The organism is Micromonospora radicis, from assembly GCF_003583405.1.
Lineage (GTDB): Bacteria > Actinomycetota > Actinomycetes > Mycobacteriales > Micromonosporaceae > Micromonospora > Micromonospora radicis.
On sequence record NZ_QXEC01000046.1, the window covers coordinates 1 to 25590 of the forward strand.

At 67.1% G+C, this 25590-nt stretch carries 22 protein-coding genes and 1 pseudogene; 14 read left to right on the forward strand and 9 right to left on the reverse strand.

Going from position 1 to position 25590, the window contains the following annotated elements:
• Positions 1–415: 415 nt before the first annotated feature.
• The 3 genes from D2L64_RS26210 to D2L64_RS26220 all read right to left on the reverse strand — a co-directional run bounded on the left by D2L64_RS26210 (position 416) and on the right by D2L64_RS26220 (position 9294).
• Positions 416–868, reverse strand: a complete 453-nt coding sequence (locus tag D2L64_RS26210; protein ID WP_233559157.1) for a hypothetical protein — start codon at positions 866–868, stop codon at positions 416–418.
• 229 nt (positions 869–1097) lie between these two features.
• Positions 1098–1505: a PH domain-containing protein gene (locus D2L64_RS26215; RefSeq protein WP_158603554.1), complete on the reverse strand. Its 408-nt coding sequence runs from the start codon at positions 1503–1505 to the stop codon at positions 1098–1100.
• 199 nt (positions 1506–1704) lie between these two features.
• The gene (locus tag D2L64_RS26220) at positions 1705–9294 is read right to left on the reverse strand and encodes a LamG-like jellyroll fold domain-containing protein (RefSeq protein WP_119579876.1); all 7590 of its coding nucleotides are present in this window, start codon (positions 9292–9294) and stop codon (positions 1705–1707) included.
• Between the two features lie 471 nt (positions 9295–9765).
• Between D2L64_RS26220 and D2L64_RS26225 the strand changes: the two genes are divergently transcribed.
• The 9 genes and pseudogenes from D2L64_RS26225 (at position 9766) to D2L64_RS26265 (ending at position 18012) form a co-directional block, all read left to right on the forward strand.
• Entirely contained in the window at positions 9766–11184 is a 1419-nt protein-coding gene (locus tag D2L64_RS26225; protein ID WP_233559158.1) for a serine hydrolase domain-containing protein, read from the forward strand.
• A gap of 256 nt (positions 11185–11440) precedes the next feature.
• Positions 11441–11683: a hypothetical protein gene (locus D2L64_RS27700; protein WP_199714795.1), complete on the forward strand. Its 243-nt coding sequence runs from the start codon at positions 11441–11443 to the stop codon at positions 11681–11683.
• Positions 11676–12338: a histidine phosphatase family protein gene (locus D2L64_RS26235; RefSeq protein ID WP_119579879.1), complete on the forward strand. Its 663-nt coding sequence runs from the start codon at positions 11676–11678 to the stop codon at positions 12336–12338. The genes D2L64_RS27700 and D2L64_RS26235 overlap by 8 nt, the downstream gene beginning before the upstream one ends.
• A gap of 73 nt (positions 12339–12411) precedes the next feature.
• Positions 12412–13485, forward strand: a complete 1074-nt coding sequence (locus D2L64_RS26240; RefSeq protein ID WP_147376320.1) for a hypothetical protein — start codon at positions 12412–12414, stop codon at positions 13483–13485.
• Positions 13482–14260: pseudogene (locus D2L64_RS26245) on the forward strand (class I SAM-dependent methyltransferase). Before D2L64_RS26240 ends, D2L64_RS26245 begins: the two are co-directional and overlap by 4 nt.
• Entirely contained in the window at positions 14257–14988 is a 732-nt protein-coding gene (locus D2L64_RS26250) for a hypothetical protein (protein ID WP_147376321.1), read from the forward strand. The pseudogene D2L64_RS26245 and the gene D2L64_RS26250 overlap by 4 nt, the downstream one beginning before the upstream one ends.
• The gene (locus D2L64_RS26255) at positions 14985–15755 is read left to right on the forward strand and encodes an aminoglycoside phosphotransferase family protein (RefSeq protein ID WP_119579882.1); all 771 of its coding nucleotides are present in this window, start codon (positions 14985–14987) and stop codon (positions 15753–15755) included. The genes D2L64_RS26250 and D2L64_RS26255 overlap by 4 nt, the downstream gene beginning before the upstream one ends.
• A gap of 3 nt (positions 15756–15758) precedes the next feature.
• Entirely contained in the window at positions 15759–16973 is a 1215-nt protein-coding gene (locus tag D2L64_RS26260) for a glycosyltransferase family 4 protein (protein ID WP_117230917.1), read from the forward strand.
• Positions 16974–17274: 301 nt separating this feature from the next.
• On the forward strand, positions 17275–18012 hold the full coding sequence (locus D2L64_RS26265) for an FkbM family methyltransferase (RefSeq protein WP_119579883.1): 738 nt from the start codon (positions 17275–17277) through the stop codon (positions 18010–18012).
• On the opposite strand, the gene D2L64_RS27705 is transcribed toward D2L64_RS26265, so the two are convergent.
• On the reverse strand, positions 18004–18219 hold the full coding sequence (locus tag D2L64_RS27705) for a transposase (protein WP_191088745.1): 216 nt from the start codon (positions 18217–18219) through the stop codon (positions 18004–18006). The two genes, D2L64_RS26265 and D2L64_RS27705, sit on opposite strands and share 9 nt — an antisense overlap.
• Before the next feature lie 222 nt (positions 18220–18441).
• On the opposite strand from D2L64_RS27705, the gene D2L64_RS26275 reads away from it, so the two are divergent.
• A complete protein-coding gene (locus D2L64_RS26275) occupies positions 18442–19218 on the forward strand; it encodes a DUF2637 domain-containing protein (RefSeq protein ID WP_119579884.1) in 777 nt (258 codons plus the stop codon).
• Positions 19219–19455: 237 nt separating this feature from the next.
• On the forward strand, positions 19456–19662 hold the full coding sequence (locus tag D2L64_RS26280) for a hypothetical protein (RefSeq protein ID WP_233559161.1): 207 nt from the start codon (positions 19456–19458) through the stop codon (positions 19660–19662).
• Between the two features lie 93 nt (positions 19663–19755).
• Here the strand turns inward: D2L64_RS26280 and D2L64_RS26285 are convergent, their stop codons facing one another.
• Entirely contained in the window at positions 19756–20142 is a 387-nt protein-coding gene (locus D2L64_RS26285; RefSeq protein ID WP_119579893.1) for a hypothetical protein, read from the reverse strand.
• 277 nt (positions 20143–20419) lie between these two features.
• Positions 20420–21598 carry an IS701 family transposase gene (locus tag D2L64_RS26295; RefSeq protein ID WP_119579887.1) on the reverse strand — a complete coding sequence of 393 codons (1179 nt, stop codon included), beginning with the start codon at positions 21596–21598 and terminating at the stop codon, positions 20420–20422.
• Positions 21599–22321: 723 nt separating this feature from the next.
• Here D2L64_RS26295 and D2L64_RS26300 point away from each other — a divergent pair.
• From D2L64_RS26300 to D2L64_RS27710, 3 genes are all read left to right on the forward strand, one after another.
• Positions 22322–22723 (forward strand): YunG family protein, encoded by a 402-nt coding sequence (locus D2L64_RS26300; RefSeq protein WP_119579888.1) that lies wholly within the window; start codon positions 22322–22324, stop codon positions 22721–22723.
• A gap of 104 nt (positions 22724–22827) precedes the next feature.
• Positions 22828–23415 (forward strand): NUDIX domain-containing protein, encoded by a 588-nt coding sequence (locus D2L64_RS26305; RefSeq protein ID WP_119579889.1) that lies wholly within the window; start codon positions 22828–22830, stop codon positions 23413–23415.
• Positions 23381–23548, forward strand: a complete 168-nt coding sequence (locus D2L64_RS27710; protein ID WP_199714797.1) for a hypothetical protein — start codon at positions 23381–23383, stop codon at positions 23546–23548. The genes D2L64_RS26305 and D2L64_RS27710 overlap by 35 nt, the downstream gene beginning before the upstream one ends.
• 62 nt (positions 23549–23610) lie before the next feature.
• Here D2L64_RS27710 and D2L64_RS26310 read toward each other — a convergent pair whose 3' ends face one another.
• From D2L64_RS26310 to D2L64_RS26320, 3 genes are all read right to left on the reverse strand, one after another.
• Positions 23611–24255: a hypothetical protein gene (locus D2L64_RS26310; RefSeq protein ID WP_119579890.1), complete on the reverse strand. Its 645-nt coding sequence runs from the start codon at positions 24253–24255 to the stop codon at positions 23611–23613.
• 209 nt (positions 24256–24464) lie between these two features.
• Positions 24465–24860 carry a hypothetical protein gene (locus D2L64_RS26315; protein ID WP_119579891.1) on the reverse strand — a complete coding sequence of 132 codons (396 nt, stop codon included), beginning with the start codon at positions 24858–24860 and terminating at the stop codon, positions 24465–24467.
• Positions 24857–25450: a hypothetical protein gene (locus tag D2L64_RS26320; protein ID WP_233559162.1), complete on the reverse strand. Its 594-nt coding sequence runs from the start codon at positions 25448–25450 to the stop codon at positions 24857–24859. Before D2L64_RS26320 ends, D2L64_RS26315 begins: the two co-directional genes overlap by 4 nt.
• Between the last annotated feature and the right edge of the window lie 140 nt (positions 25451–25590).

Genomic DNA, 25590 nt, shown 5'->3' on the forward strand with positions numbered 1-25590 from the left:
CACCTGGCGACCCACGTTTCCGGTCGCTCCGGTTACTAGGATTGTCACGTTGCTCCTTCTCGAATACCTGGAGTGGGGCAATAGACCGCCGCCGCGAATCCACGGCCAATGGCGCGGCGGCGGTCACCACGCAGGTTAGGTCGAAATCCCGAAAGCCGCACATCGCACATGTGTACGAGTGCGCAGCCGTCGCAGTTCGGTTGCGCCGGTGTTCCGGATGGCGCGGGCACCCCGACGCACGGCGTTGCCGCCGGTGCGCCGCGCGCCGCCGGCGTCGACGCCACCCGGCCGCTCAACCTCGACGCCTGGGAAAGAGACAACCGCTGGCCGAGAACACCTGACCGCGCAACACCCTGCCCGACTCAAGCCCAGTGAGTATCCGGATCTGCCGCATGGTGGGCGCGCGAGGGGCCCCTCAGTCGAACCAGTTGAACAGCAGGTCACCGAGCCGCTCCGGCTGGTGGTAGGCGACGTCGCGGCGTTCCTCGTCGGTAAGCAGGCGTAGGTGTCGGTCGTTGAGCGGCTGATCCAGCTCCGCCCCGGTGGCGACCCGCAGCCCCGCGTAGCGGTAGACGTCTGCGGCGGGGACGTCTACGAACACCGCGTCGATCCTGCCGGGATCATGCCGCTGAGCTCCAGCGACCAGGTTGGCTGCTGCGTTGAAGAGGATGCTCAGCGACACACCGTCACGGAGTCGAACACCGACCCGGTAGTAGTTCCGACCGACCGTCGGCTCCTCGACCGAGGTGATGACCACGCCGCCGAGCTTCCTAGTGGCCTCGTGCACCAGGGCCAGCCAGGCCGCGCACGCCAATCGGTCCGGGCCCGGTTTGGTCACGCCCGCCTGCAGCACATGGATGGTCGCCACCCCGGGATCATCCGGCATCGCAGTCCTGACAACGAACCCCGGGGGCGGACATCTCCACCTGGCTCCAAGTCGATCCCCGCACGCGGTCCGTTTTGACGAATATCGCATCGACGTTCCAGATCACCCGCCTCGCGTCATAGGCACGCCATCGGCCAGCGCCAGCCGACATGCCATGCAGAACAACATCCATTGACGGGAGTCTACAGTTGGTGAAATTCCTACTTCCACCTCATTCGCCCGCACGCCACTGATCATGGGCCGCCTTCAATCCGTCGACCGCCCGACGGCCAGGAGAGAGAAAGGCAAGGAAGCGATAGGTGCCGAGGACGTTCAGTTCAATCTCATTCATATTACCATCAGGCATACGCACCGTGACGGTCGGGGCTTCGGCGTCGAGAAGCCCCGCCAACCCCGTGGACTGGTCCTCTAACTCGATCGTCTCAACTTCCGCCCAAGGGATGAGCGTCGTTCGCAACAGTTCTCGGACGAGGATCCCGTCCTCACGGGCGGTCACCCCCAACGTCAGTGATCGACCTGCCGAAAGCGTCAGGCCGGCGGCCATAATCCAGAAGATGATTTTCGCCGGTATTGCCGATTCAGTCACCGCCACAGCGCCACAGAGCAGCAACAGAACCAAACAACAGGAGAAAAGGAACAAGTTCCACGGCCAAGACCGCCAACTGGCCCGCGCTCGCATCGCCGTGAACACCTCTCATTACGTAGGGCTATGGCCGATAGTACCCTAGAATGGTATCACTGCCAAGCTCGGTGAGCCCGACCTCGCAGGCCTAAGCTAAGTCGAGGTCGGGCTCTACCATCACTATGCCTCTGGGCGGCTAGTACGCCAGACGCCCACGCCGATCTGAATATTTCTTTATTCCAGCAAATGGACCAGTCACGCCAATGGCTCGCATCGCGGAACCTCGCCACCCAAGTTCGTTCCACGCCCTCGTCTGATGCTTGCGCTCCCACGCCTTCAGCTTTTTGCGCTGCCAGATCTTAGGCTTTTTGGACTTAATACGTCCCAGTTTACCGTACTGCGCATAACGGAAGGCAGAGCCCAACCCGACTGTAGAAGCAGTGGCGATTCCGTCGACAGCGTTTGCTCGCCAGGTCTTCCGCCAGCCACCCCCTTCTTGGGCGCGCTGCTGAGCACGAACGCCGTAGGCAGCTGCTTGTGCGGCCGCGCAGCCTGCCCATCCGACTGCTGGCGTGATGCAGAACCCCGTAGCCGCCACTGTGGCGATCGTACCTCGGTGTTTATAGGCCCATCGCCCAGCCGCGCTCGCACCTCGCGCTACATTGCGGCCAACGGCGGCAGCCTTTCGGCATGCCCATTTTGGCCCCCAGCATCGCTGTCCGTCTAGGTCGAACTGGTTGACTGGGTCCGCACAAGCGTAGTCGTAGTCGTTGCAGCTTCCTCCGTCGATCGGATCAACCTGCAGGAATCGCCCGAGCAACGGGCTGTAGAGACGGACGCCCATGAGGATCACATTGCCGAGGGCTTCACCGGAACGCTGCTTACCGCCCAACCATCCGTAAGCCTGGTCGGCCTGCCCGGCCAGCGGATTACCGAACTCATCGTAGTCGAATACCTCGATGTCCTCCAGCGCCAGGTCGGCGGTGATAACGACATCGTCGTGCAGGTTGGTCAGGTGAAGTTTGACGCTTCCGCTTGCAGAAGTGGTTGCCGCAAGGTTTCCGTCCGGACCTGCCACATTTCGGATAATGCTGCCGTCATCTGTGTCTTGCACAATCCAGCGCGGATTATCACTGTCGTCGCTGTAATGGTTTACCTTAGAGCGCGGTTCGCCCCAGGTTCCATCAGAAAGCGTTTGCACGGTGAAGCTTCGGAACCGGCGGGCAGGGTCGAGCGTCCATTCCTGGCGTACGTCGTCAAGCTCCTGCTTCTGAACTAGGTCGTTGACGAAATAGGTGTTTGTGAGCCCGCCGGGCATTTCGATGACTCGACCGTAAGCGTCGTAGATGTAGCCGAGGTCGGTGATCCGGTCTGCGGTGTCATAGTTGTGAGTGCTGGCCTTTGTCGCGTCGGCCTCCTGACAGCCGCCGTCACTGTCAGGGGCAAACAGCTGTTTTGAAGTTCGATTTGTATGGTTATCGTAGCCATAAGTCCGAGTGACACAACCACCGAGGAGTGCGGCATCATGCCGCGTGCGCACAAGGCGCCCCTTCCGGTCGTAGGCGAATGTCTTATTCCCGCCCGTATAACTGTGGTCGATCCACTGGCCAGCGCTGTTCTCGACTACCGTTTCGCTGTACAGCACCTCACCATCGAGGTCGCGGGTGTAAACCCGTTCGACAGGATTGAAGCCACTGTCGAGACGATCGCGGCGTGTGATGCCTCCTGGGTATGTCATTTCGACGAGTTGCCCGTCGGGGAAGTAACCGGCAGTGAATGTGCCTGCAACGCTGTCGTTGACACTTGTCAGAAGACCGCGCGGCTCCAGAACTCGGTCGTAGGTATATGTCGTCGTACTGTTTGGATCGATGACGCGTGCGAGCTTTCCGTGCCGGTGGTATTCGGTGCTCGTCACGGCCCCGCTTGCGTCGGTGTATTTGACGGGCCTCCCAAGAGCATCGAATTCTCGACTGATTACCATTGAGCCACTCTGGGTCGTTGCCTTCTGGCCGTTGATTGAGTCATAGCTCGTGGTAACTGGCTGGAGCGCTACACCTTGGTCGGATGATACAGCTTCGCTAGTCACGCGACCTGCCGCATCATACGTCGTGACACTCGTGCGCAACCTAGATCCAGCGGTTTCTGAGACCTCCGTGGCGTTGCCGTACCTGTTGTATCCGACTACGTGACGCGCCGGAAGCTCGTCGAGCATTCGGGTCGGATCATGCCCCGTGACTACACCGGCGTGCCGAGTAATGCATGGCTGGCCAGCCCATTCCGGCTTGTTCCCACACGCGCCTGCCCGGGAGTTGACCCCTGCCGTGTAGAAGATGGACTCGACAGCCCGCGCGTCGGCCCCGTTGGAGTCGGTCCCCCAGGACCTGATAGTGCGGCCAGCAGAATCGTGGACGAGTCGAGAGGTTATATTCGTCCCACCCGATCCCGCGTCGGTGACGACGATCGTGGGCTTTCTCAACACCCACCCCGAGGCGCCGCCGTTGTGTCCGGCGTAATAGTTCCTTGTAGTCCGCACGTCAGCATCGGGATACCCGAGAATCTGAGCGCCTTGACGTTCAGTAGTCAGCAGATGATAGGTCGCACCGTCTGGCTTGTCTTCATCGTAGATATTAACGGTCCGAGAACGTCCAATCATCGTTGTACCAGCGGGAACTGCGACCAAAGGACCACTACCGTCGGGATCCGCCAGCGCGTCTTCGATTACGACGAGGGCTGTCGGGCCGACGGTTTCGAGCAGGTCGATGCCGTCGGCGCTGTAGGTGTGCTCCGTGGACAGGGCCAGGGCGCGGCTGGCGGTGTCGGAGCCGGCTAGGCCGAGTTCGGCGAGGTGGGTGTCGGCGTTGGGCAGGGTGCCCAGGGCCAGGGCCCGGTCAGTGGCTTCCAGGGTGCGGATGACGTTGCCGAACCGGTCGTACTCCTGGGTGTCGATGTGACCGCCGGGGGTGGCGGTGTTGACCTCCTTGCCGCCGGCGGACAGGTAGTGCACGGTGGCGTACTTATAGCCGTTGGTACCCGGCGATACCGGGGTGGCCCGGTTGCGGCCGGGGTTGTCCTCCGGGCCGAACACCGCGGTGGCGTCGGTGGGCAGGTCGACCTGCCCCCAGGTGGAGATGGCGGCGTGGTTCAGGTTGTAAGGGCCGCCCGCGGCCTGGGTCAGTGGCACGTTGTAGACGACGTTGGTGGCGATCTCCCCGTCGGTCACCGTCTTGGAGCCCTGTTGCAGGGCCGCCCGGCGGACGCGGAGCAGCCGGCCGGTGTTCTCGTCACCGGCGAGGGTGGCGACCTGGTCGTCGTTCAGAGCCTTGCCGTAGACGCGGACGTCGTCGATCTCGCCGTCCCAGACGTTGGCGGCGGCACCGGCCCACTTGGCCCGGCCGATGACGTATCCGCCGGTGGCGTTCCAGCCGCCGGTCGCGGCGGTGGTGTTCTGGAGGACGCCGTCGACGTAGAGCTTCATCCGGCCGGTGGCGGTGTCGTAGACGCCGGTGAGGTGGGTCCACCGGCCGGCGACGGGGGCGGTGTTGGAGGTGGCGCGGATCGGAGTGGCGCTGTCGCTGTCGGCGCTGACCCGGGAGAAGGCCCACCGGTCGTCGGCGGCGACGTAGTTGAGGAAGAAGCCGCTGGTACGGGAGCCGTCCTTCGACACCGCCGTCCGGTTGGCCGTCTTGGTCTTCAGCCGCACCCACGCCGAGACGGTGTAGGAGGCGGTGTTCGAGAGCGCAGACCCGGCGACGCTTATCTGCTGGCCGGATCCGCCGGTGAAGACTGCGGCGCGGTCAGCGGGGTTGTCGGGGTCGTTGCCCTGACCCCAGGTGACGCCGCTGGCCATGGTGCCGGTGCGGCCACTGCCAGAGGAGTCGGCCACCGACGTTCCCGAGCCGGCGTCCAAGTCGTATCGCAGGGCGGCGGAGTCGACGTCGGGGTTGCCATGGTCGAAGTGCCAGGGCAGTTCACCGGCGGGGGTGACCTTGGCGACCCGACCGTCGGCGTACTCGTAGGTGGTTTTCAATGCCGGGGTGACGCGGGGGTCCCAGACCTCGCGGAGTTGGCCCAGGTTGTCGTAGGTGTAGCGGGCGATGTGGGTGGCGGTCATCGCGGAGGTGTCGGGGTTCCAGGCCCACAGTTTCACGCCGGTGACCCGGTCGGTGTAGTCACCGAACACGGTCTGGCTGAGTCCGGGGGTGGTGGTCGTGGCGTACTCGTATTCGAGGACTTCGCAGCCGCGGACGGGGGTGGCGGTGGCGCAGTTGTTGGCGTCGTCGACCCCCGGCTCAACCGGGTTGATCACCTTCTTGAGCAGCAGCCGGTCACCGCTGGTGTCGTAGGTGTAGCGGGTGGTGGTGTGGGATTCGGCCGTCCACGAGCTGGTGGCGGCCCATGCTCCGCCCTGCTGGGTGAACTCGGTGACCGTCCCGTCGAGTTCGGAGAGCCGGTAGGCGGTGCTGCCCACCCGGGTCAGGATCATTCCCTCCGCGCCGGGTTCGGGGGTGAAGGAGGTGCCGTCGGTGTTCTTGGCGAAGGTGATCCAGCCGCCGCCGATGGTGTTGACCACCGCCATCGACGGTTCCGGCAGGGTAAGGGTGGTGTAGTCCACGTCCGCCGCGCCGCCGGTCGCGCCGCCGGACCACGCGGGTCCGAAGGGGGCGACGATCTCGGTGAAGGAGAGGTTGTCCCAGTAGACCCGGCGGCCGGAGCCGCCCTGGGCGCCGTTGTAGAGGCGGAAGAACGCCTCGGTGGCGCCGGCGGGGACGGTCATGTCGACCGACAGTTCCTGCCAGCCGTCGGTGTAGGCGGCCATCGGCGAGACGACCTCGCTGTAGGTGCTGCCGACCCGGTAGATGCCGACGATCCGCAGCCCCCGCTGGGTGTTCTCCGGTACGAGGCCGGTGGCGGCGGGCACGTAGATCCAGCCGGTCATCCGGTAGGTCTTGCCGCCGGTCATACCCAGCCGCAGCCCACCGTTGTCCCCGCCGACCGCCACATAGGTGTCGTTACTCGTGGTGGTGACCGGGGTGATCTCCAGCGAGTCGACCGGGGTGGTTTCACCCTGACCGCGAGCGGTGGAGCGGGCCGCCGACGACGTGGAGGGCACGGTGAAGCCGGTCAGGTTCGTCGATACCTGCTTCTGGTTGGCCGTGAGTCGTTCGGCCATCGGCTGGTAGCCGTCGCCGCGGTTACGCGATGACGACGTCCGCGATACCGACAGACCCAACTCGTCCGCGTCGGTGGAGGACAGCGCGTAGTCGCCGGTGAGCAGGTTCACCGAGCCGGGGCCGATGTCGTCGGCGGCGGCGCCGGCGCCACTGGAGTCGACGCTCACCTGCACCCACGGAATCGTGTACGCCGGGGTGGTGCCGCTGGAGGTGTAGATACGGGCCCGGACTTCCACCACGCCACCGGTCAGGCCGAGAGTGTCGGTGGCATTCCAGATCGCATACCCACCCAGCGACGACAGCACGACCGGGCTAGCCGCCGTCGCGGTGATCGGAGCACCGGTGGCAGACGTCAGGTTCGCCGACGGGATCGGCAACACCGCCCCACCCGGCCCACGCCGGTACTCGAAGTACGCCCGCGTGTAGCCGGCCACCGGGGTGGTGACCTCCAGCTTGGTGCGCTTGACGATGGTCGCGCCGGGCAGCGGCTGCGCCAACGCGGCGTTACCGGCGGAGAAGACGTACAGGTTCGGATCCGACAGGTTACCCGCCGCATCCTTCGCCTGCACCGTCAACGTCCGCTGGCCGTCGCGGGGGCGCAACGTCACCGACTTCGCGCCGGTCGCCGCGACCGTCGTCGCGCTCGCCTCGTAGTCGAGCTTGTACACGAACGCGGCCAGATCGTTGGTGCCGGACGCCGGGGTGAAGGTGAACGTGTCCGGCGCCTCCGCACCACCGTGCGGCTGCCCGTCGTTGAGGTAGATCGTCGCCGACACGAACGGCACACCCGGCTTGGTGGTGTCCACGGTCAGCGTGGTCCACCCGGTCCAGGCACCGTAGCTGTGCGGGTCCTTCGCCCGCACCCGCCACTCGTACGCGATGCCGTTGGCCAGGTTCACCGGCACCTGCCACGACGCCGTCGACCCGTTAGTCCACGCCGGACTACCCGACCGCAACCCCGACGTCGACACCACCGCCTGGGTGCTCTTGTTGCGCACCTCGAACTCGGCCTGCAACGTCTGCCCCGCGTTCGCGTCAGCCAACTTCGCCGACAACGTCGGACGCAACGACGCAGTCCGCGCCCCCGCCCCACACGCCGTGTAGCAGGGTGCGACGGCGAGCGCCGTGGGCGCGGTGGGCGCGCTGTTGTAGGTGATCGTCACCAGCGGCGGGCGGGTGCCCTCGGCGGAGTCGAACTTCTTCCACCCCGCGGTGGCCGACTCGGAGGTGGCGCGCAGCATCACGCTGGCGCTGGACAGGTTGTTGTCGGCGCTGTGCTGCAACGCGCCGCCGACCTCGATGTAGACGTAACCGTCGGCGCAGGACGAGTTGTAGCCCTTGGTCTCGGTCGAGGTGCCGACCTTCGCCCGCGCGGTCGGTTGGTTCGTCCACCGCACCGAGGAGTCCACCGTGTCGGTGCGCCACGCCTCCCACGACGCCGCCGTGCACGACCACGAGTGGAAGTTCCACAACCGCAGCTTCGCCGTGATGATCTTGCTGCCGGCGAACCCGCTGGTGTTGAACCGCAGGTACGACCGGGCGGTGAACGACCCACCGTCGTTGGAGTAGCCGAGCCGCAGCTCGCTGGCACCGGACTGGTCGCTGGAGAAGGTGTTCTGCACGAACGCGTCGAACGACGGCGACAGCGACGTCGGCGGGTCGATCGTCACCGGGAAGGCCAGATCCTCGCGGGCGAGGAAGTCCGCGTCCGGGGTCAACTCCAGCAGCGTACGCCCCTTGCCGGCCGACTTCGTCCGCAGCGCCACCGGCGCGAGGTTGAGGTGCTGACCGGACTGGGGAGAAACCTTCGCGTCCCACATCATCGGCGTCTGCGCCTGACCGACCCGCCGACCCCGGGAGTTCTTCAGAATGAGGCCGCCCATGCCGTCACCAGCAGCGGTGAGCTTGCCCGTGTCCAGCGGCAGGGTCAGCTTGCGCACGTGCGCCAGGCCGGCCCGGTCCTTGACCACGACGTGCTGCTCGTAGCCGCTGGCGTGGGCGTGGAACACCAGGTCAACTCCGGGGCGAACCTCCGGGTAGGTGATGGTGCGGCCGTCGAGGACCGGCTCGGGCAGCGGACCAGACCAGGCGAGCGTTGCCCGCTCGGCGCCGGTGCCGAGCGACACCACTTCGTGCTCGCCCTCGCCGGAGGAAGCGCCGGCGAAGCGCAGGTCGCGGGCGTGAGCCTTTGGCGCCACCGTGCCGTCGGCGCGGCGCTGGAGCGTCAGGTCCACCGGTACCCAGGTGTTGTCGCCCTGCCGCACCCGCACCGGCGCGAGAGCCTGCTCCTGGGTCAGGGTGCCGTCCGGGTTGGCGAACACCTGCACGGTCTCCGACCGCCGGTTCGCCACCTCGACCCGCTCGCCACACAACCGCGCGGCCACCGCTGCCGACACCTCATCCGGACGATCGTCCGGGCACGCCGGCTTCGACGCTGGCGTCGCCTCGGCGGCCGCCTTCGGGGCTGCCACCGCCCGATCGGGCCGGACCGGAACGTCCGACATGGTCACGACCAACAACACCGACAGCGCCACCGCGATCCGCCGCGCCCAGCGGACGAAACCATCGCCACCCGCCAACGCGACGAACACACCACACATCCGCTGCTCCTGCACAGCAAGCCTCCCCCGTAGCCGGGCCACCGCAAAAGTCAGCGCGCAGCGTAGGGAGATGGTGGGAGCGCCATCAATGTCTTGACCAGGGGTCGAGCAACCACTAGAACCCTCGACCAAACACACACTCCGGTAATCACAAGCGATTCATCGGGCAATTAGGACGAACGCCTCGGCGCCAAGCAACATGATCACCATCGGTGATGCACCTCGGCCACTCCACCGACGGCGCCTACCGGCCACGTTCCACCCCGGCAGCACGTCACACCCGTGTCGACGCACTCACCGACCCCGCCGAGGCGCTGCCGCCCATTCAGGACCACTACCCAACGTGACACCTTGTTACCTGTGTGAATATGAGTTCGACCGCTAGTCAAAGGCCCACTACGTGAAAAGGATCACTGCATGGCTCGGTGAAGGCCACGTTAAGAGCCGGGCTGCGGCGGAGGCCGATGGCCTGTCATGATGCCGCGCATGTCTGTGCATCGCCGTACCGTGCTCGGCGCTGGTCTCGCCGCCGTCACCGCCGTCGTCACCGGTTGCCGCGAGGCCCCGTCCTCGACGGGCGCCGCCTCCCCGTCGCCGGCCGGCGTCGCCGGGACGGCGGGCGCTCCGGGCGCCGGGGCGGCCGCGGGCACCCCAGCATCCGCACCGGCGGGTACGTCCGCGGCGGCGGCCACCGAGGCGCTCGGTGCGGCACCCGGCGCATCAGCCAGCGCGTCGGCCGCCGCCACCGCACAGAGCGCTGCCGCGGCAGCGTCGCCCCTCGGCAAGGCTCTGACCACTGAACTCACCCGGCATCTCAAGCCCACCAGCGCCAACCCGAACCACCCTGCGTACGCCGGTGCGGTGGCGCTGTGCCAGATCGACGGCAAGGTCGCCGGCCAGGCGGTGGTCGGCAAGGCGCTGCGCTACGGTGCCGGCCCGGTGCTGCTGCCCGAGGCCAAGCAGATCGCCATGCGGGCGGACTCGATCTTCGACACCGCCTCGCTGACCAAGGTTTTCACCGCGATCCTGACCCTGCAACAGGTCGACAAGGGTCGCATCACCCTGGATACCCCCGTCGTGGAGCACCTGCCCGGCTTCGCCGGCCCCGGCAAAGACACCATCACGGTTGCCCAGTTGCTGGCCCACACCAGCGGCCTACCCGTCGGCGCCAAGGTCACCGGCCTGCCCAACGACGCCGCCCGCCGCGCCGCCGTACTCGCCACCCCACTGATCAAGGGCGCCACCCCGGGCACCGTCTTCCGCTACTCCAGCGTCGGCCTGATGGTCGCTGCCCAACTGGTCGAGAAACTCACCGGCCAGCGCCTCGACAAGGCGCTCAAGAGCGGCATCACCGGCCCCCTCGGTCTGAAGGACACCGGCTTCAACCCGAAGACCTGGCTCAGCAGCTCCGCTCAGGCAGCCCGGCTGGTCGCCACCGACGCCCGGTCCTCCCGAGGGCTGCTGCGCGGCACCGTCCACGACGACGTCGCCAACCACCTCGGCGGCATCGCCGGACACGCCGGCATCTTCAGCACCGCCGCCGACCTCGCCGTCATCGGCCAACTCCTCCTCAACGGCGGCAGCTACAAAGGCACCCTGATCCTCTCCGCCGCCATCACCAAGAAGATGCTCACCAACGTCAACACCGGCCTGCCCGCTGTCGACGCCGAACGCCCCAACCGCACCTCCGACCACGGCCTCGGTGTAGTGCTCAACCAACCTTGGTTCATGGGCAAACTCGCCACCAGCCGCACCTTCGGGCACACCGGCTTCACCGGCACCTCTCTACTGGTGCACCCGGCCCGCAAGCTGGTCCTGGTCCTGCTCACCAACCGCGCCCACCCCAACTGGAGCTGGGCCAACCCCGACCCGGTCCGCGTCGCCGTGGCCAAGCTCTGCGCCTGAACAAGCTTGAGCAGCAACGACAACGACGCGGTCCTCGCCGAACGGTGACGAAGGGACGGATATCCGCGCTGGCTGCCGGTGTCCGTCCCTTCACCGTCCCGGATGGGACCGACTCCGGCCTACGGGACCTCGGCTACCGAGTGGGCCCATCAACGCCAACGGTGGCTCAACATTCACTGATGTCAGCGGCCATCGGGATCCCGCTGCCTGCTGTCAAGCGCCCAACATTGCGATCAAACGTGAGCTCAGTCCACACGTGAGCACCCCAACCGTGGACCGGCTCTACCGACTCGCGCGTGAGCACGGCGCCGACGGTGGCCGGCTGCTCGGTGCGGGCGGTGGCGGCTGCCTGTTGCTCAGTGTGCAGGCCGGCGAACAGGCGCCGCTGCGTGCTGTCCTGACGGCGGCCGGCGCTCACGAGATTCCGTTCGTTCCGTTCACCGCCGGGGCTGACGCGACAGCCTTACCACTGACCACGAGGGAGCACCGCCGTGCTTGACAAGATTCTCTTCGCCAGGCATGGGGAAACCGCAGACAACGCGATCAACCGGCTGTCCACCTCGCCACCGGGCCCACCGCTGAACGACAACGGTGTCGCCCAGGGCCACGAGCTGGCGGAGATGCTGGTTAGCATCGACATCGTGGCCGTGCACACGACGCCGCTGGTACGCGCGCAGCAGACCGCCCAGATGGTGGCCGCTGAGCGGCCCGGCGTACCGATCGTGGTAGACGCCGACCTACGGGAGTTCTCGGTCGGTGAGATCGAGGGACGCGACTACAACGAGGTGTTCGACCAGATCGACCGGACCTGGCATGCGTGGACCGTCGAGGGCCGGCTGGACGCCGCCACCGCCCCGGGCGGGGAGACCGCCCTGCAGGTGCTGCAGCGGTCCATCCCCGCCGTGCAACGGATGGCCCAGGCATACGACGGCGGAACGGGCCTCGTGGTGGCACACAGCGGCATCCTCCAACTGCTCATCCCGGCCATCTGCGAGAACCTGCCGTACGGCTACGGATACGAGAACTGGTTGCGCAACTGCCAGATCGTCGCCGTCGCCGTGCACCCAAACCGCTACACCTGTGTGGACTGGGCGGGCGTACAGCCCCCCGACGGTCCGGTCGCCAAGGATCCCCTCGCCGTCACGGCGCAGTAGGCGGTCGCTGGCCATGTCCGCCCGTACGATGCTGTCCGCAGCCGTCATGGCGCACCCCAGACGGTCGGTCGCGGTGGCCCGGCTGCGCCAGCAGCTGCCCGGTCTCAACGTTGCGCTGGACCCGCGGCCCGACGGTCCGCCGACCAGCGTGCGCTCGGCCGCCATCGCCTGGGGCGCCGTCGCCCCCGTCGCCACCCACCACCTGGTGCTGGAGGACGACGCGCTGCCGTGTACCGACCTGCTCGACGGCTGTACCGCGCTGGCGCAGCGGTTTCCGGCCGCCGCCGTCGCTCTGTTCGTCAACGACAGTGCCCGCACCGCTGCTGTGGCACGCATGGCGGTCTGGTCCGGGCGGGACGTGGCGCCGGTCATCGACATCTACGTGCCGACGCAAGGTCTGATCCTGCCGGCCGAGACCGCCCGCGGCCTGGCCGCTTTCCTCAGCGCGCACGACGATCTGGCCGAGGCGGGCGACATCGCTACTCTCCGGTACCTCTGCGCGGAAGGGATCGCGGTACTCGTCGCTGTGCCGAACCTGGTCGACCACGACGACCTCAGCAGCATCATCGGCAACGACGACCACGGCCGGCGGGGTTCGGCCTGCTATCTCGGCCATCGCAGCGACGCCGGCACCTGCCGGCAGCTCGAGCTCCCGGAGATCATCCCTTATCTGTCGGAGAGCACCACTCGCTCGATCCTCACCAGCACGCCCGCAGCGGACCGGTCGTTTCGCGGGCGCACCGCCGACCTGTTGGCCGTTCGGCCTCTCCCGAACGACCTGGCTCGCCGAAGCGAGGCGGCGGGCCTGCCACCGGCCGTGCCCGGCAGGCCAGTGTACGAACTATGGGTCACCGCTGTCGCGAGCGGAATGTTGCTCACCGGCGGCGGACACTGCGGACCCGACGAGGTACGCCGGCACGCGGCCACGCCAGCCGGGCGGGCTGCCGCTGCTTCGATGGCGCCAGGCGGTCTCGATCGCAGCGTTCCGAGGTCACTCCTGGCGAACGAGGCTGGTCTGCTCACCGACATCGTCCTGCACGGAGTCACCGTGGGCGCGGACGCCGGCGTCACCCGTCGGTGGCCCACGGCCTCCGACCTGCTGTCCACCGTGGCACCGCAACGCAGAGAGGCAGCGGCACCCCGATGATCGACGGTCAGTACAAGGATCCCCGCACCCTTCCCCACGAGTCCGAACAGGAGCGGGCCGCCCGAACCGGCCTCACCGAGCTGATGCTCGGATCGCCCATCCCCCCGACTACCTTCTCGACAGCCTCAGCCTGTACATGCGCCGCCATCAGCTGGTCGACCTGCTGTCGATGGACGCGCTCTATCGGATGAGCATGAGGGTGCCCAGCGTCGTCATGGAGTTCGGCGTGTTCCACGGCCGTCATCTCGCCACCTTCACCGCCTTGCGCAGCATCTACGAACCATACAATTCGACTCGCCGGATCATCGGGTTCGACGCCTTCACCGGGTTTCCGGACCTCGCCGACCTCGACCGGGTCAGCCCAAGCGCCAGCCTCGGACGGTTCGCGACCCCGGCTGGCTACGCCGGCCACCTGCGCGACGTCCTGGCCACGCACGAGTCCCTGGACCCGCTCGCGCACATCCAGCAGACCATGGTCATCGAAGGCGACGTGCGGGAGACCCTGCCTGCGTACCTGAGCGAGAACCCACAGACGATCGTCTCGCTCGCCTACTTCGACCTCGACATCTACGAGCCGACCCGCAAGGCATTGGACGCGATCGAGCCCTACCTCACGGACGGCAGCATCCTGGCATTTGACGAGATCGCCCACCCGAAGTGGCCCGGCGAGACGCGAGCTCTCCGGGAAAGCATCGGCGTCAAGGGCCTGGAGCTGCGCATGCTCGACGTCCAGGGACGCGAAGCGCCCATCGCTTACGCGCGATGGACGCGATGAGTACGAGCCGCCGATGGCCGGTCGGCGGTCAGATCATGCTGCGTCACTCGATCGGTGAACGTACCTGGGCGCTGGTCCCGGTCACCGTGCTGCGCGACACGGCCGAGGCGACACTGCTGAGGATCAGTGCGGGATCCCTCTACCTGGCACCGCACGACGACCACGGCCGCCTGCTTCGGCTCGGGACCGACCGATGGACGCTCGCGCCCCGGGCCTGGACCACCCATGACATCCACTATCTGCTCCCCCGTGACCGGTCGTTCGCCCTCGGCCTGCTGCTCCACGCCGGCACGGCGGAGGCGGTGAGCTGGTATCTGAACTTCCAGAACCCGCCCGTCCACCGCCCCTGGGGCATCGACACCCTCGACCTCGAGCTCGACATGGTCGCCCCGGCCGGTCGCCACGGCCAGCTCCGTTGGAGCTTGAAGGACGCCGCCCGATTCAGGTACCTGGCCGGCAGCGGGTTCTTCAGCAAGGAGCAGATGCGGCACACTGTCGCCGCAGTACGCGAACTGCGCGGGTCGGGCACGCTACGGGACGAACGCGCCGACATGTTGCGGTCCGCGGGCCGGCACGGCCCGCCGGCCGACATGGCCACGGCCGCCGCGTTCTGCGGCGCGCTGCCACCCGATCTCGCCCTGCGGGATCTCCCGGCACCCGCTTCACCCCACCTCAAAGTACGGTCGGCGACAGCCGACCCGTCCTGTTGGAAGGCGAGCAACGCATGACTGAACAGCAGGAATTTCGTGGCGGAGTGAACGTCGTGCGCCGCCACGGCGACGTCGTCCACCGGCCAGCGTCACCGGCAGCGCCGGCGATCCACCGGCTCCTGCGGCACCTTCACGACCGCGGGTTCCACGGCGCGCCGCAGCCACGTGGCTTCGACAGCGAGGGCAACGAGATACTCACGTTCCTCGACGGCGAGGTACCCGACGTGCTCACGCCTGAGCTGCGTACGCCCGAGTTCCTCGCCACCGCGGCTGCACTGCTGCGCGGCCTTCACGACGCGAGCGTCACGTTCCGGCCGCGCCCCGACGACCCCTGGATCTTCCCGGTCCGACAGCCGGCCGAGGTCATGTGCCACGGTGACGTCGCCCAGTACAACAGTGTCGTCAAGGACGGCCTGGCAGTCGGTTTCATCGACTTCGACGCGGCCCACCCCGGACCGCGCATCTGGGACGTCGCCTACGCCGTCTACCGGTTCGCGCCATTGCAGGGGCCGGACAACCCGGAGAGCTTCGGCACACCGCAGGAGCAGGGACGCCGGGCCGCCGAGTTCTGCCGCGCATACGGGCCGGAAGTGGGCGCCGAGGTCGTCGACGTCGTCCCGGACCGGCTGCAGGCGCTCATCGACTTCATGCGCGACCAGGCCGGCCAAGGCAACGAGGCGTTCCAGCAGCACATCGCGCAGGGGCACACCGATCTGTACGAGGCGGACATCCGCTACGTACGGGCGCACCGCGACATGCTGCGCGCCGCCTTCACGGAGGGCTAGACCGTGCCCCACGCGTTGCTGCTGGCCCCATGGTTCCCGCCCTGCCCCGGCGGCGCGGAACGATACGCCTACCGTCTGTACGAGCAGGCGGTACGGAACGGCTGGACGATCACCGTCGCCACCGACGGCCACACCCGGTCGCTACGCGAGGCGGTGCCCGCGCTTGAGGAGGGGGTGTATCGGCTCACCCGCTACAAGGAGCAGCTTTCCGACAACCGGCGGGTGACCTGGCGGTCCATGCAGTTCTCGGTCCTCGACGAGCTGCATGGTCTGCTAGACGGTCTCAGGCCGATCGACCTCGTGCACGCGAACAGCATCGAGACCGCCGTCCTTGGCCGGATCGTCGCCGACCATCACGACGTCCCGCTCGTCGTCACGATCCACGAGCATGCACCGCAGACCGAGACGTTCGGGCGCGGCCGGCTCCGGCTCGCCTTCCACCGGCTGGCGCCGGATGCGGTCATCGCACCCAGTTCGTTCTACTACGAGCGGGCACGCGCCCAGGGTGTGCCGCTTGACCGGGTCCACCTCATCCCACACGGTGTCGAGGTGCCACCAGTCGTGCCCGCCCGTCCATCGACCGGACATGGGCCGGCATGGGGACTGCCCGAGGACACCTGGGTCGCCGTGAGTGTCGGGCGAATCTACCGCCCCAAGGGAACACTGGAGCTGATCCGGGCAGCGGCGATCGCACGACGGCGGGCGCCGCAGCTACGCGTGGTGATCGTCGGCCCGGACGGCCCCTCCGAGTACGCGCGCGCCGCCCGCGAGGAGGCACGACGCCTGAATCTCGGCGAGGTGGTCCGGTTCGCCGGCCCACGGCGGCCGGAGGAGATGCCGGCGGTGCTATGGCAGGCCGATGCGATCGTCGCCCCCAGCCTGGCGGAGGGGTTCGGTCTGGCGGTGGCCGAAGGCATGGGCCTCGGCAAACCGGTTGTAGCCACGGCCGTCGGCGGGCTTGCCGACCTCGTCGCCGACGGCGTCAACGGCGAGGTCGTCACGCCGGGCGACCCGGAGTCACTCGCCGATGCGCTGACCCGGCTGGCCACGGACCCGGAACGCTGCGCCCGACTCGGTGCCGCGGCCCGGCGTTCAGTTCTCCGACGCCACCACGTGGCCACCATGGTCGCCGAAACCACGGCGCTTTACGCCAGCTTGGTCATGACCGCCCGACAGTCTCCGGCCACGGTGTCGACGCTATCCCACAACGGGCCTTGATTCATCAGCGGCGTCGGTATCCTTAGCCGGTGCCCTAAGGGCTATTCGAGACGCAAAGGAGTGGTGGCGTGACATAGTCGTTTTCGGGTGGCGGGATACGGTAAGGAGTTGGCATCGCGAGCCGATCTCCGTTCTCCAATCCAGCAAGAAGGTAATCGACAGCATACAAAAAGGTAACGATGACCCCCCTACGCGAGTCGGCGCCACGAAGAGACAGTGCCTTACGGCAACGACGCGAAGTCGACCCACCCCCACGCAAGCCAATCCGCGAAGTTCGCACCTTTTCCGATAAGGATGACGCATGCCGGTATCGCGCTTCGTTCTCACCAGTGGTCTGCATCTATACGCTCAAAGCAGAAGCGAGGCCCAGTTCCAGTATGACGAGATTTTCGGTCACGACTGCTACAAGGTAGCCGGTTTGCGTCCGAACGCTGTCGTGGTGGATGTTGGCGCCAACATCGGCCTATACACGCTCTTTGTCAAACAGCACAACCCAGACGCCCACATTTATGCCTTCGAGCCGATCCCTGAGTCTGCCGAGGCGTTTGAGAAGAACATACTCCTACACGGACTGAGGGACGTCCGATTGACAAGGTGCGGCATCGGCGCCCAACCTGAACCCCGTGCCCCATTTACGTACTATCCGAACACCCCCGGCAATTCGACCCGATATCCCGAGCAAAAGCAGCTTCAGATTGACCTACTGACACATCGCCACCCGAGACTCGATTACCGGTCCGAGTATCGCGCAGAAATCGTATCTGCGCCGATTGAGCCACTATCCGCCGTCCTACCCAGTTCACCTGTAATTGACCTGCTCAAGGTCGACGCCGAAGGGGCCGAACTCGACATCCTCATCGGCGTCAAAGATCGAGACTGGCAACGAATCAAACGAGTCGTTCTCGAAGTTCAAGACGTCGATAGGCACCTTGCTAAGATCGCATCACTGCTCACCGATCGAGGCTATGTGGCCGAAGTCAGACCGAGCCCGATGATCGAACCCGAACTCCGGACCTTCTTGGTCACCGCGTCAAGGTAGCGTCGCGCCCACAACGTCGCGGGCAAATGCTGAACCGGTCGAACACCAGCTCAAGCAGTTATTTTCAACAGAGCTAAACCTGAGTTGTTGCCAACCGTCGACCGTCTCATGGATGCGCCTCTTGGCCACCAACTCGCCGTGCTCGTCGACCAGCGTGATCTCGTGATGCCGTTCGGCCCAGTCGATTCCGCAGAACACCTTGCTCAAAGCTGCTCCCGTTCACTCGAACGCTTCATATCGACCTAGGTCAAACCCCTGACAGGATCGCGCGGCACCCTAACCTCGGCCCTTCGTTAAGGGTGTCCAAGGACTGGGCTGGAAACGGAGAAGTGCCTTCTGATCAGGGAAAATGGGACTTGCTGAGGGTCCGAGTTTCCTGTCACGGAAGGCACTTGCTGGGTGAAGGCTACCGCAACACGTCCGAAGATCATGGTGACCGTCCACCGGCGTTCGCTCGGCGTCAACCGCGTCGTCGCCGCCTCGGCTATCGCCGCCATCGCCGCGTGGATCAGCTATCACCACATGGTTGGAGTCGTCGCCCGCTACGGCGAGACCGGCACCGTGCCCTACCTCCTCCCGCTCTCGGTTGACGGGTTGATCATCGTCGCGTCGGTATCGCTCGTGGAACTCGCCGCCCGCCGCCGCGAAGCCGAACGCGAATCGCGCGCCGTGCCGGCCGAGGTACCACCGGCACCGTCACCGTCCGAGCAGGCCGCTGCGGCACCTGCCGAGCCCTCGCCCGGCACCAGCGGATCTCCGCCATCCAATCGGAGACCCCTGCCCGAGCGCCGTCCCGTCGACATCGACGTCGATGTGGATGTGGATGTGGATGTGGATGTGGATGTCGACAAGTCGAGCCTTGATGAGGCTCCTGACACCGCTGAACACCCGGAAGACGGCCACGAATCAGACGCCGACGAGGCTGGTCATGACCTCGACCCGGAATCTCACGATGACGACTCGCCCGACAACACAGACGACGCCGGTGTCGACCTCGCCCCGGACCTCGTACCGCTGCTGCCCGCCGCCCGCGCCGCCCGTGACGAGCTGATCCGCGAAGGCCAGACCGTCAGCCGAGATGCCCTCGCACGCCGCATACGCCAGAATGGCCACTCGATCCGCAACAGTGCCGTGTCGGAACTGCTCGCCGCGCTGCGCCAGGAGGCGCGATCGGTCAACGGCTCTGGCCCCACCGCATCGGCATAACGTGTCATCGATGGCTCACCGCATACGATCAGACGCGTGAGGAGGCCGCACGTGAGCAAGCCTGCCCCGAGCGGCCAGCGCCGCCCGCCCACCCCACCCACAGCACTGCCCTCCCTGGTGTATCGACTGCCGCCACGAGATGACGCCGATCCCTTCTCGCCCCAGGCGCTCCTGCATTGAGGTGCGGCGGACACCGTACACGTCTACGACCAGGCGTGCCTCCAGGTGGAGGCACACGTGCGGGTCGCCTACTGTGACAAGGCCGCGAACTGGATCGGCACCGACCCGGCCGACCTGGAACGCCCCTACGTCGAGTTCAGTGTCCCGGCCGAGGACGGCCTACACCTGAGTCTCAACCCGGAGCACGCTCGCGGCCTCGCCGCCGCACTGCTCCGCGCCGCCGACACCGCCGACGCCGCCTTTCGAGGCGACGTAGCACAGTGACACACCAACGCGAACGACGACACTCCACCCTCCAGCGTGGAAACGCCCGATACGCAGAGTTGTCGAGGCGCATGTCACTGACCGGTACCCAGGTCAGGAGTCGAGGTCGACCCACTGCGCCTGCGTGAGTAGGCCCCCATGCTCCAGCCGGCGGGCGATCTCCGTTTTCGTCGCCCTGTCCAGGGTCTCGGGCAGGGCCTCGAACGAGGTCGGCAGGACATCCAGCAGGGAGAAGACCTGCTGGCCGTCTCGCAACTTCAGCAACAGCATGCATCGCCAGTGCGGCGACACCTCGGGCCGGTGACCGGCCCGGTGTACCAGCGCCGGCCATAGATAGTGCACCGCGTCGGGGTCAGCGAACTCCACCAGCCACCCGGCGCCGTGATTGCGGTTGAGCCCACACTCGATCGCCTCCGCATCGAGCCGCACCAACTCCGCCGTGTCGACCGCCTTGACCGTACGCGGAACATCTGAGCTCACCGCGTGAGTCTCCCAGGCGGAGCGAGTCAGCCGCACCTGCGTCACCGGCTGCCTCCTCCGCGGAGCCCTCGGTCATGCCGCTCGGCAGTCACCGCCCACAGCCGGGCATGCGCCCTCTCGCCCGTCCGACCGACCCGTCACAAAACTCATTAGTACTCCAGCCGCACCTGATGAAGTCGAAGTCTTCGCTGGTAGTGGGCCTTCCTGGCGCGGTACTGATGTCGACGTCGCCATCGTGACCATCGATGGATATGGTCGAACGGTCGGGCGGCGGTGATCAGGTGTGCCAGGAGACGGCGGACCTCGCCGAGTGTGAGGGGAATGAGGCCGTCATCGGATTCGGTGCCCCCTTTTTGGCCTGGGCGGCGGTGACGGCGAGGTAGGCGTGGGCGCACAGAACGAGAGTTATGTGCCGGTACCAGGCGTCGTACCGACGCACCTGGTAGTGATCCAAGCCGACCTCGGTCTTGGCGGTCTGGAAACACTCCTCGATCGCCCAACGGGTTCCGGCCACGCGGATCAGCTGCTCGTCTTGGGTGTCCGCGGGGCCGAAGCACAGGTAGTAGGCCAGGTCAGTGGGGTCGGTGATGCTGCGTCGGATCAGCAGCCAGTGGCCGTATCCGTCGACCGTGCCGGGCAAGGAGGCCACGGCCCAGTCGTAGAGCCGCGGCCCCTTGGCGCCGTCGCCGCAACTGCGCCGCTTCCACGCAAGTGGCGGCGCGGCGGCGGCGAGGACATCGGGACGGGAACTGCCCATCGAGGTCGGGACACGCTGGTTGCAGGGCACGGCCAGGACGTAACCGATGCGCTGCTGCTGCAGCCACGTCCGGAACTTGGAGTCCTGTCCGTATGCCTCGTCGGCGGTCACCCATCTCGCTGGCAGGCCGGCGGTGACGGCGCGTTCGAGCATCCGCAGACCTAGCGCGGGCTTCGTGGCGAACCCGACGCTGGCGGCGATGCCGGCTTCCTCGCGGCGGGCAGCGTCGTCGCACCAGCGGCGGGGCAGATACAACTCCCGGTCGATCAACGTGCGCCCGTGTGGGCCGGCGTAGGCCAGGAACACCCCGAGCTGGCAGTTCTCCGTCCGCCCCGCCGTGCCCGAGTACTGACGCTGCACCCCGGCCGACTTGATCCCCTTCTTCAGGAACCCGGTCTCGTCGACGATCAGCACCCCGTCGTCGTGACCGAGGTGCTCCGACACGTAGGCAAACAGGTCGTCACGAACAGCGTCCGGGTCCCACGCGGACCTGTTGAGCAGCCGCTGCATCCGGTCCGGCGTGGTATCTCCGGCGGCCTCAGCCAAGGTCCAGCCGTTCTTGGTCGCCAACGGCGACAGCAGCCCGACCAGGTAGGTCAGCGCCTGCCGGCGCGGCTCCGCCCGCCCGAACCGGTGCGCGAACCGCGCCAGCAGATCATCCAGACCCGCCCGCCAGCCCACGATCTCATCGATCAACACAAGCCCGGGAGCCTGCCCGCCCCGTGATCGACCACAACAGACAGACGGTGCGATCACCTGGTTCACGGCACGAATAGCATCGACACGCGCAGCTGCACGGCCGGCGCCGCTCACGCGTCGATTACGCCGATGACCTGGCGAAACTCCAGATCAGGCAAGTGCGGCTGGAGTATTAGTACTCCAGCCGCACCTGATGTAGTCGGTGCCTTCGCTGGTAGTGGGCTTTCCTAACGCGGTACTGGTGTCGTCGTCGCCATCGTGACCATCGATGGATGTGGTCGAAGGGTCGGGTGGTGGTGATCAGGTGTCCAGCAGACGGCGGATCTCGCCGAGGGTAAGAGGGATGGGGCCGCCATCGGATTCGGTGCCCCTTTTTGGCCTGCGCGGCGGTGACAGCGAGGTAGGCGTGGGCGCACAGAACGGGAGTTCCGCTGTTCCGCATGCATCGACACACCCACTTGACAACCCGCCACCACCGCTAACTAGGCGGCATTGGTACTAGGGGACCTTGCGGCGCCGGTCACCCCGGCGACGCACGTCCGTTGCTCACGATGAGTAACCGGTGGAGGTGGGCGTCGCCCGACTCGCGGCTAGATGAGCACGCCCGCTAGCGGCACCATTCGGTCGGCCACGACCTGAGGCGGGCCTTGACTCTCGACCCGCTTGAGGGCTGACCCTTCCTAGGTGACGTGTGAAGAGCGCGACCAACGATCAGTCCCTCTCGTGATTGACCTGGAGGTGCTGCGGCCGGTACTGCGCGGCGGCTGGGGAGCGGATACCTGCGACCCGCACGAGCAGGATTGGCACACCGGCAACCCAGCCCGTGGTCAATGCGGGGTGACTGCCTTGATCATTCAGGACTTGCTCGGCGGAGAGCTGATCCTCGGCGAGGTGTTCGCCGGAGAGGCCAAGGTCGGCTACCACTACTGGAATCGATTGGCCGACGGCCGCGAGGTCGACCTGACAGCTGACCAGTTCCAGCCACCGGAGGTCGTTGTCGGCGGTCAAGTCCAGCAACGCCCGCCGGGCCCACCTCGGCGATGCCGCCAGCAGTACGAGATCCTGCGGGACCGCGTCTTCGAAGCTCTCTACGGCGGACGACCCAAGCAATCCACGCACCAGTGACGGCCGGCGAACAGGCCGAGCCTATGAACGGCGGCAGGGCCGGACGCTCGCCCGCGCCCTCTGGCTGGAGCGATTTCGTCCTAATCCCTGTGCTCTAATCTGTCATGCATGTCGTCGTCTGCGGCGCACTCGTGGAGAACGGTGCGGTCTTGCTGGTACACCGCAGCCCGACCCGCCGGGCATACCCGGATCTGTGGGATCTGCCCGGCGGGCATGTCGATGCGGATGAGTCGGAACTCCAGGCCCTCGCGCGTGAGATGCGCGAGGAGCTAGGCGTTCACATTGTGGCGGAGTCCGCTTCACGGTTGGGCGACTGGCATGCTGGCAGTGGCGAGGACGCCGTTCACGTGGGCGTCTGGCAAATCAGAGACTGGGTCGGCTCTCCTGCCAACCGCGCACCTGATGAGCATGACGACATCGCATGGGTCGGGATCAGCGAGCTGGGCGGCCTTCCCCTCGTGTTTGGCGCCCTGCCGGCATTGCTTACTTCCCTGCCTGAGCCTGGCCGGCTGCCTCGTCGCGACGCTCGAACAGAGCCGTCAGCCGTATCCCGGTCTGGGGCCAGCGGCGGTCTTGATCGCGCCGTCGAGGTCAGCGTGGATAGGCACGGCTGCCCGAACGGGCAACCGTGCCGAACGCTGCCAGAAGGGATCACCCATGACCGACGCAACGCCAGGCCTCCGCACGATTGAGGTCGCTGACGATGTGTATGACGTGCTGAGGTGCACCGCCGACAATCGAGACACCGACATCAACGGCGCGCTGCGCTACCTGATCGAGGTTCCGACGCCTCGGGCGGCTGCCGAGGACGACGACGAAGACTGAACCGCTCGCAAGACAGGTGCCGCCGAGGCCGGGCTGACCCGACTCGGCGGCACCTGTCGTACTCAAGCCGTGTGCCTAGAAGAGGTACCGCTCTTTGCGCCTGCGGCGGCAAGCAGTCGTTGCGCCGTGCGTTGGGTGATGCCGAGCTGCTGAGCGAGCGCGAGGCCGAGGCCGTGCCGGTCACGCCCGGCGCGGTCGGCCTCGGCCAGGAGCGCGATGGCGGCGGGAAGCCGAGGGTCGTCGGCATAGGGGTGCGGTTTGCGGGCACCGGTCGTGCCGGGGGTGCGGCCGGTGGACTGCCGGCCCGTACGGGCGTCGGCGGCGGCCCACACGGTGCGCCGGAACCACAGTCGGCGTAGCCGCCCGTCCGGCAGCGTCTCGACTCGGTCGGGGTGGTCGTACAGGGTGTCGGGCAGGTTGCGGTACGAGCCGTAACCGAGGACCTTCGCCGCCGCGCCCGAGCCGAGGATATCCTCCGGGTCGCCGCGGCGGTCGACCTTCGTCAGCTCGGCGCGTTTCGCGGCCAGGTGCGCGACGTGGAACGCCTCGATGTCGTCGAGCCAGAACCAGTCGCGGCCATCATGCTGGAAGCCTTCTGGGAAGCCGAACCGGGCGCGGTGGCGGTGCCAGTGGTTGACGGTGGAGTAGGCCGCACCGGTGAACGAGGCGACTCCGGCCCGGTTGAGGGCGATCCGTCCGCCGATCATGCGTCGTCCCACGCCCCATCCTCCCTCCGGCGGTGGCTCGCTGCCGGTGCCGTGCCGTCGAGGCGGCTACGGCTCGCCGTAGTATCGGCGGCACGCCCCGGCTTGGGTAGAAGCGGCGTTGTGTCCGCAGGCGGCCCGGAGTGGGCGAGGTGGCCGGTCGGGATTTGCACGCACCCTCGGGTGTGCCCGCCGGCCACCGACCCACCGCGTTACACCCGTGGGCGCAGTACCTTCCACGCCACGTGCGCCATGTGGTCGATGCGCAGTGCGACCAGTTTCGCGCGGGTGGCGGGTGTGAGTGCGTCGTAGACGGTCAGGATCGCGGCGGTGGTGGTCGCGTCCACCACCGCCCCGTCGATCTTGCGGAAGTTGCCGTGCTTCGCCTCGCGTAGCAGCTCGATCACCCGTGGGTCACCTACTGTCGCGTCGTCGGGGAGGGCGTCGATGTCGACCAGCCCTTCGCAGTCGGGGCAGGTGACGAGGTGCGGGTCCTCGGTGACGCGGCTCAAGGGCACGTCGGCTGCGCCGCATACCGGCCCTATCCGGCGGCGGGCCTTCGCGTGAGTGAGGGCGGGCCACCCGTGCCGCCCCGTGCTGTCGGTCATGGCGCTTCTCCCGGCGGCTGGGTCCAGACGCCGAGCGGGTGACCGGGTGCGATGCGACCTCGGCCAGGGGCGAGGGTGTTGAACACGTCGGAGTACCGTTCGTGGAGCTGGCCCCGGGTGCGCATGAGGTGTGTGCCTCGGGTGAGCTTCGCGGGCATGGCATCGGCCACCCGGCCGATCAGCCCATACAGGTCACGGGCCTCGATGAGGTGAGCGCACTCCTCGCATGCCGACCACCGTTCGCCCCATGCCTGGGTGAAGGCGTGCTCGGTGTCGGTGCGGCGTACCCGTGCCGCGTGGCGCCGCGCCTGGTAGTCGCCCACAGCGACCACCCGTGCGGTGACCCGACGCGCGTCGGTGACCTGGTTAGCGCACCGGTAGATCCAGGCCGCGTCGGGTGCGGAGCAGAAGTCGCACTCGATGATCGGGTCCGGGATCTCGGTGACCGGTGCGGGCTCGGGTCGGTGGTCGCTGGTCTGGCCGCGCTGCTCGGCCGCGTGCAGGTACTCGACGATCATGCCGAGGTTGTTGAAGCGGATGTTGAGTGCGCGACGGCAGCGGCGGCAGTAGAACGGCTCCGGGACCGGCACCGCGCTCACGTCGAGGGCTACCGCCTTGGGGCCAGGGGCGGATTCCTCGGGGTGCGGGGAGGGCGGTGGCATTACTTGTCGCCTCCGTCCTGGTTGCGGGTGCGTGGCGGCCAGGCGGGGTTGGCGGGGTCGAGGGTCAG

Excerpts from the sequence above, each read along its gene's own strand:
- D2L64_RS26225 (WP_233559158.1), top strand. The coding sequence starts at position 9,766 with ATGTCTGTGCATCGCCGTACCGTGCTCGGCGCTGGTCTCGCCGCCGTC.
- D2L64_RS26250 (WP_147376321.1), top strand. The coding sequence starts at position 14,257 with ATGAGTACGAGCCGCCGATGGCCGGTCGGCGGTCAGATCATGCTGCGT.
- D2L64_RS26255 (WP_119579882.1), top strand. The coding sequence starts at position 14,985 with ATGACTGAACAGCAGGAATTTCGTGGCGGAGTGAACGTCGTGCGCCGC.
- D2L64_RS26265 (WP_119579883.1), top strand. The coding sequence starts at position 17,275 with ATGCCGGTATCGCGCTTCGTTCTCACCAGTGGTCTGCATCTATACGCT.
- D2L64_RS26275 (WP_119579884.1), top strand. The coding sequence starts at position 18,442 with ATGGTGACCGTCCACCGGCGTTCGCTCGGCGTCAACCGCGTCGTCGCC.
- D2L64_RS26305 (WP_119579889.1), top strand. The coding sequence starts at position 22,828 with ATGCATGTCGTCGTCTGCGGCGCACTCGTGGAGAACGGTGCGGTCTTG.
- D2L64_RS27710 (WP_199714797.1), top strand. The coding sequence starts at position 23,381 with ATGACCGACGCAACGCCAGGCCTCCGCACGATTGAGGTCGCTGACGAT.
- D2L64_RS26310 (WP_119579890.1), bottom strand. The coding sequence starts at position 24,255 with ATGATCGGCGGACGGATCGCCCTCAACCGGGCCGGAGTCGCCTCGTTC.
- D2L64_RS26315 (WP_119579891.1), bottom strand. The coding sequence starts at position 24,860 with ATGACCGACAGCACGGGGCGGCACGGGTGGCCCGCCCTCACTCACGCG.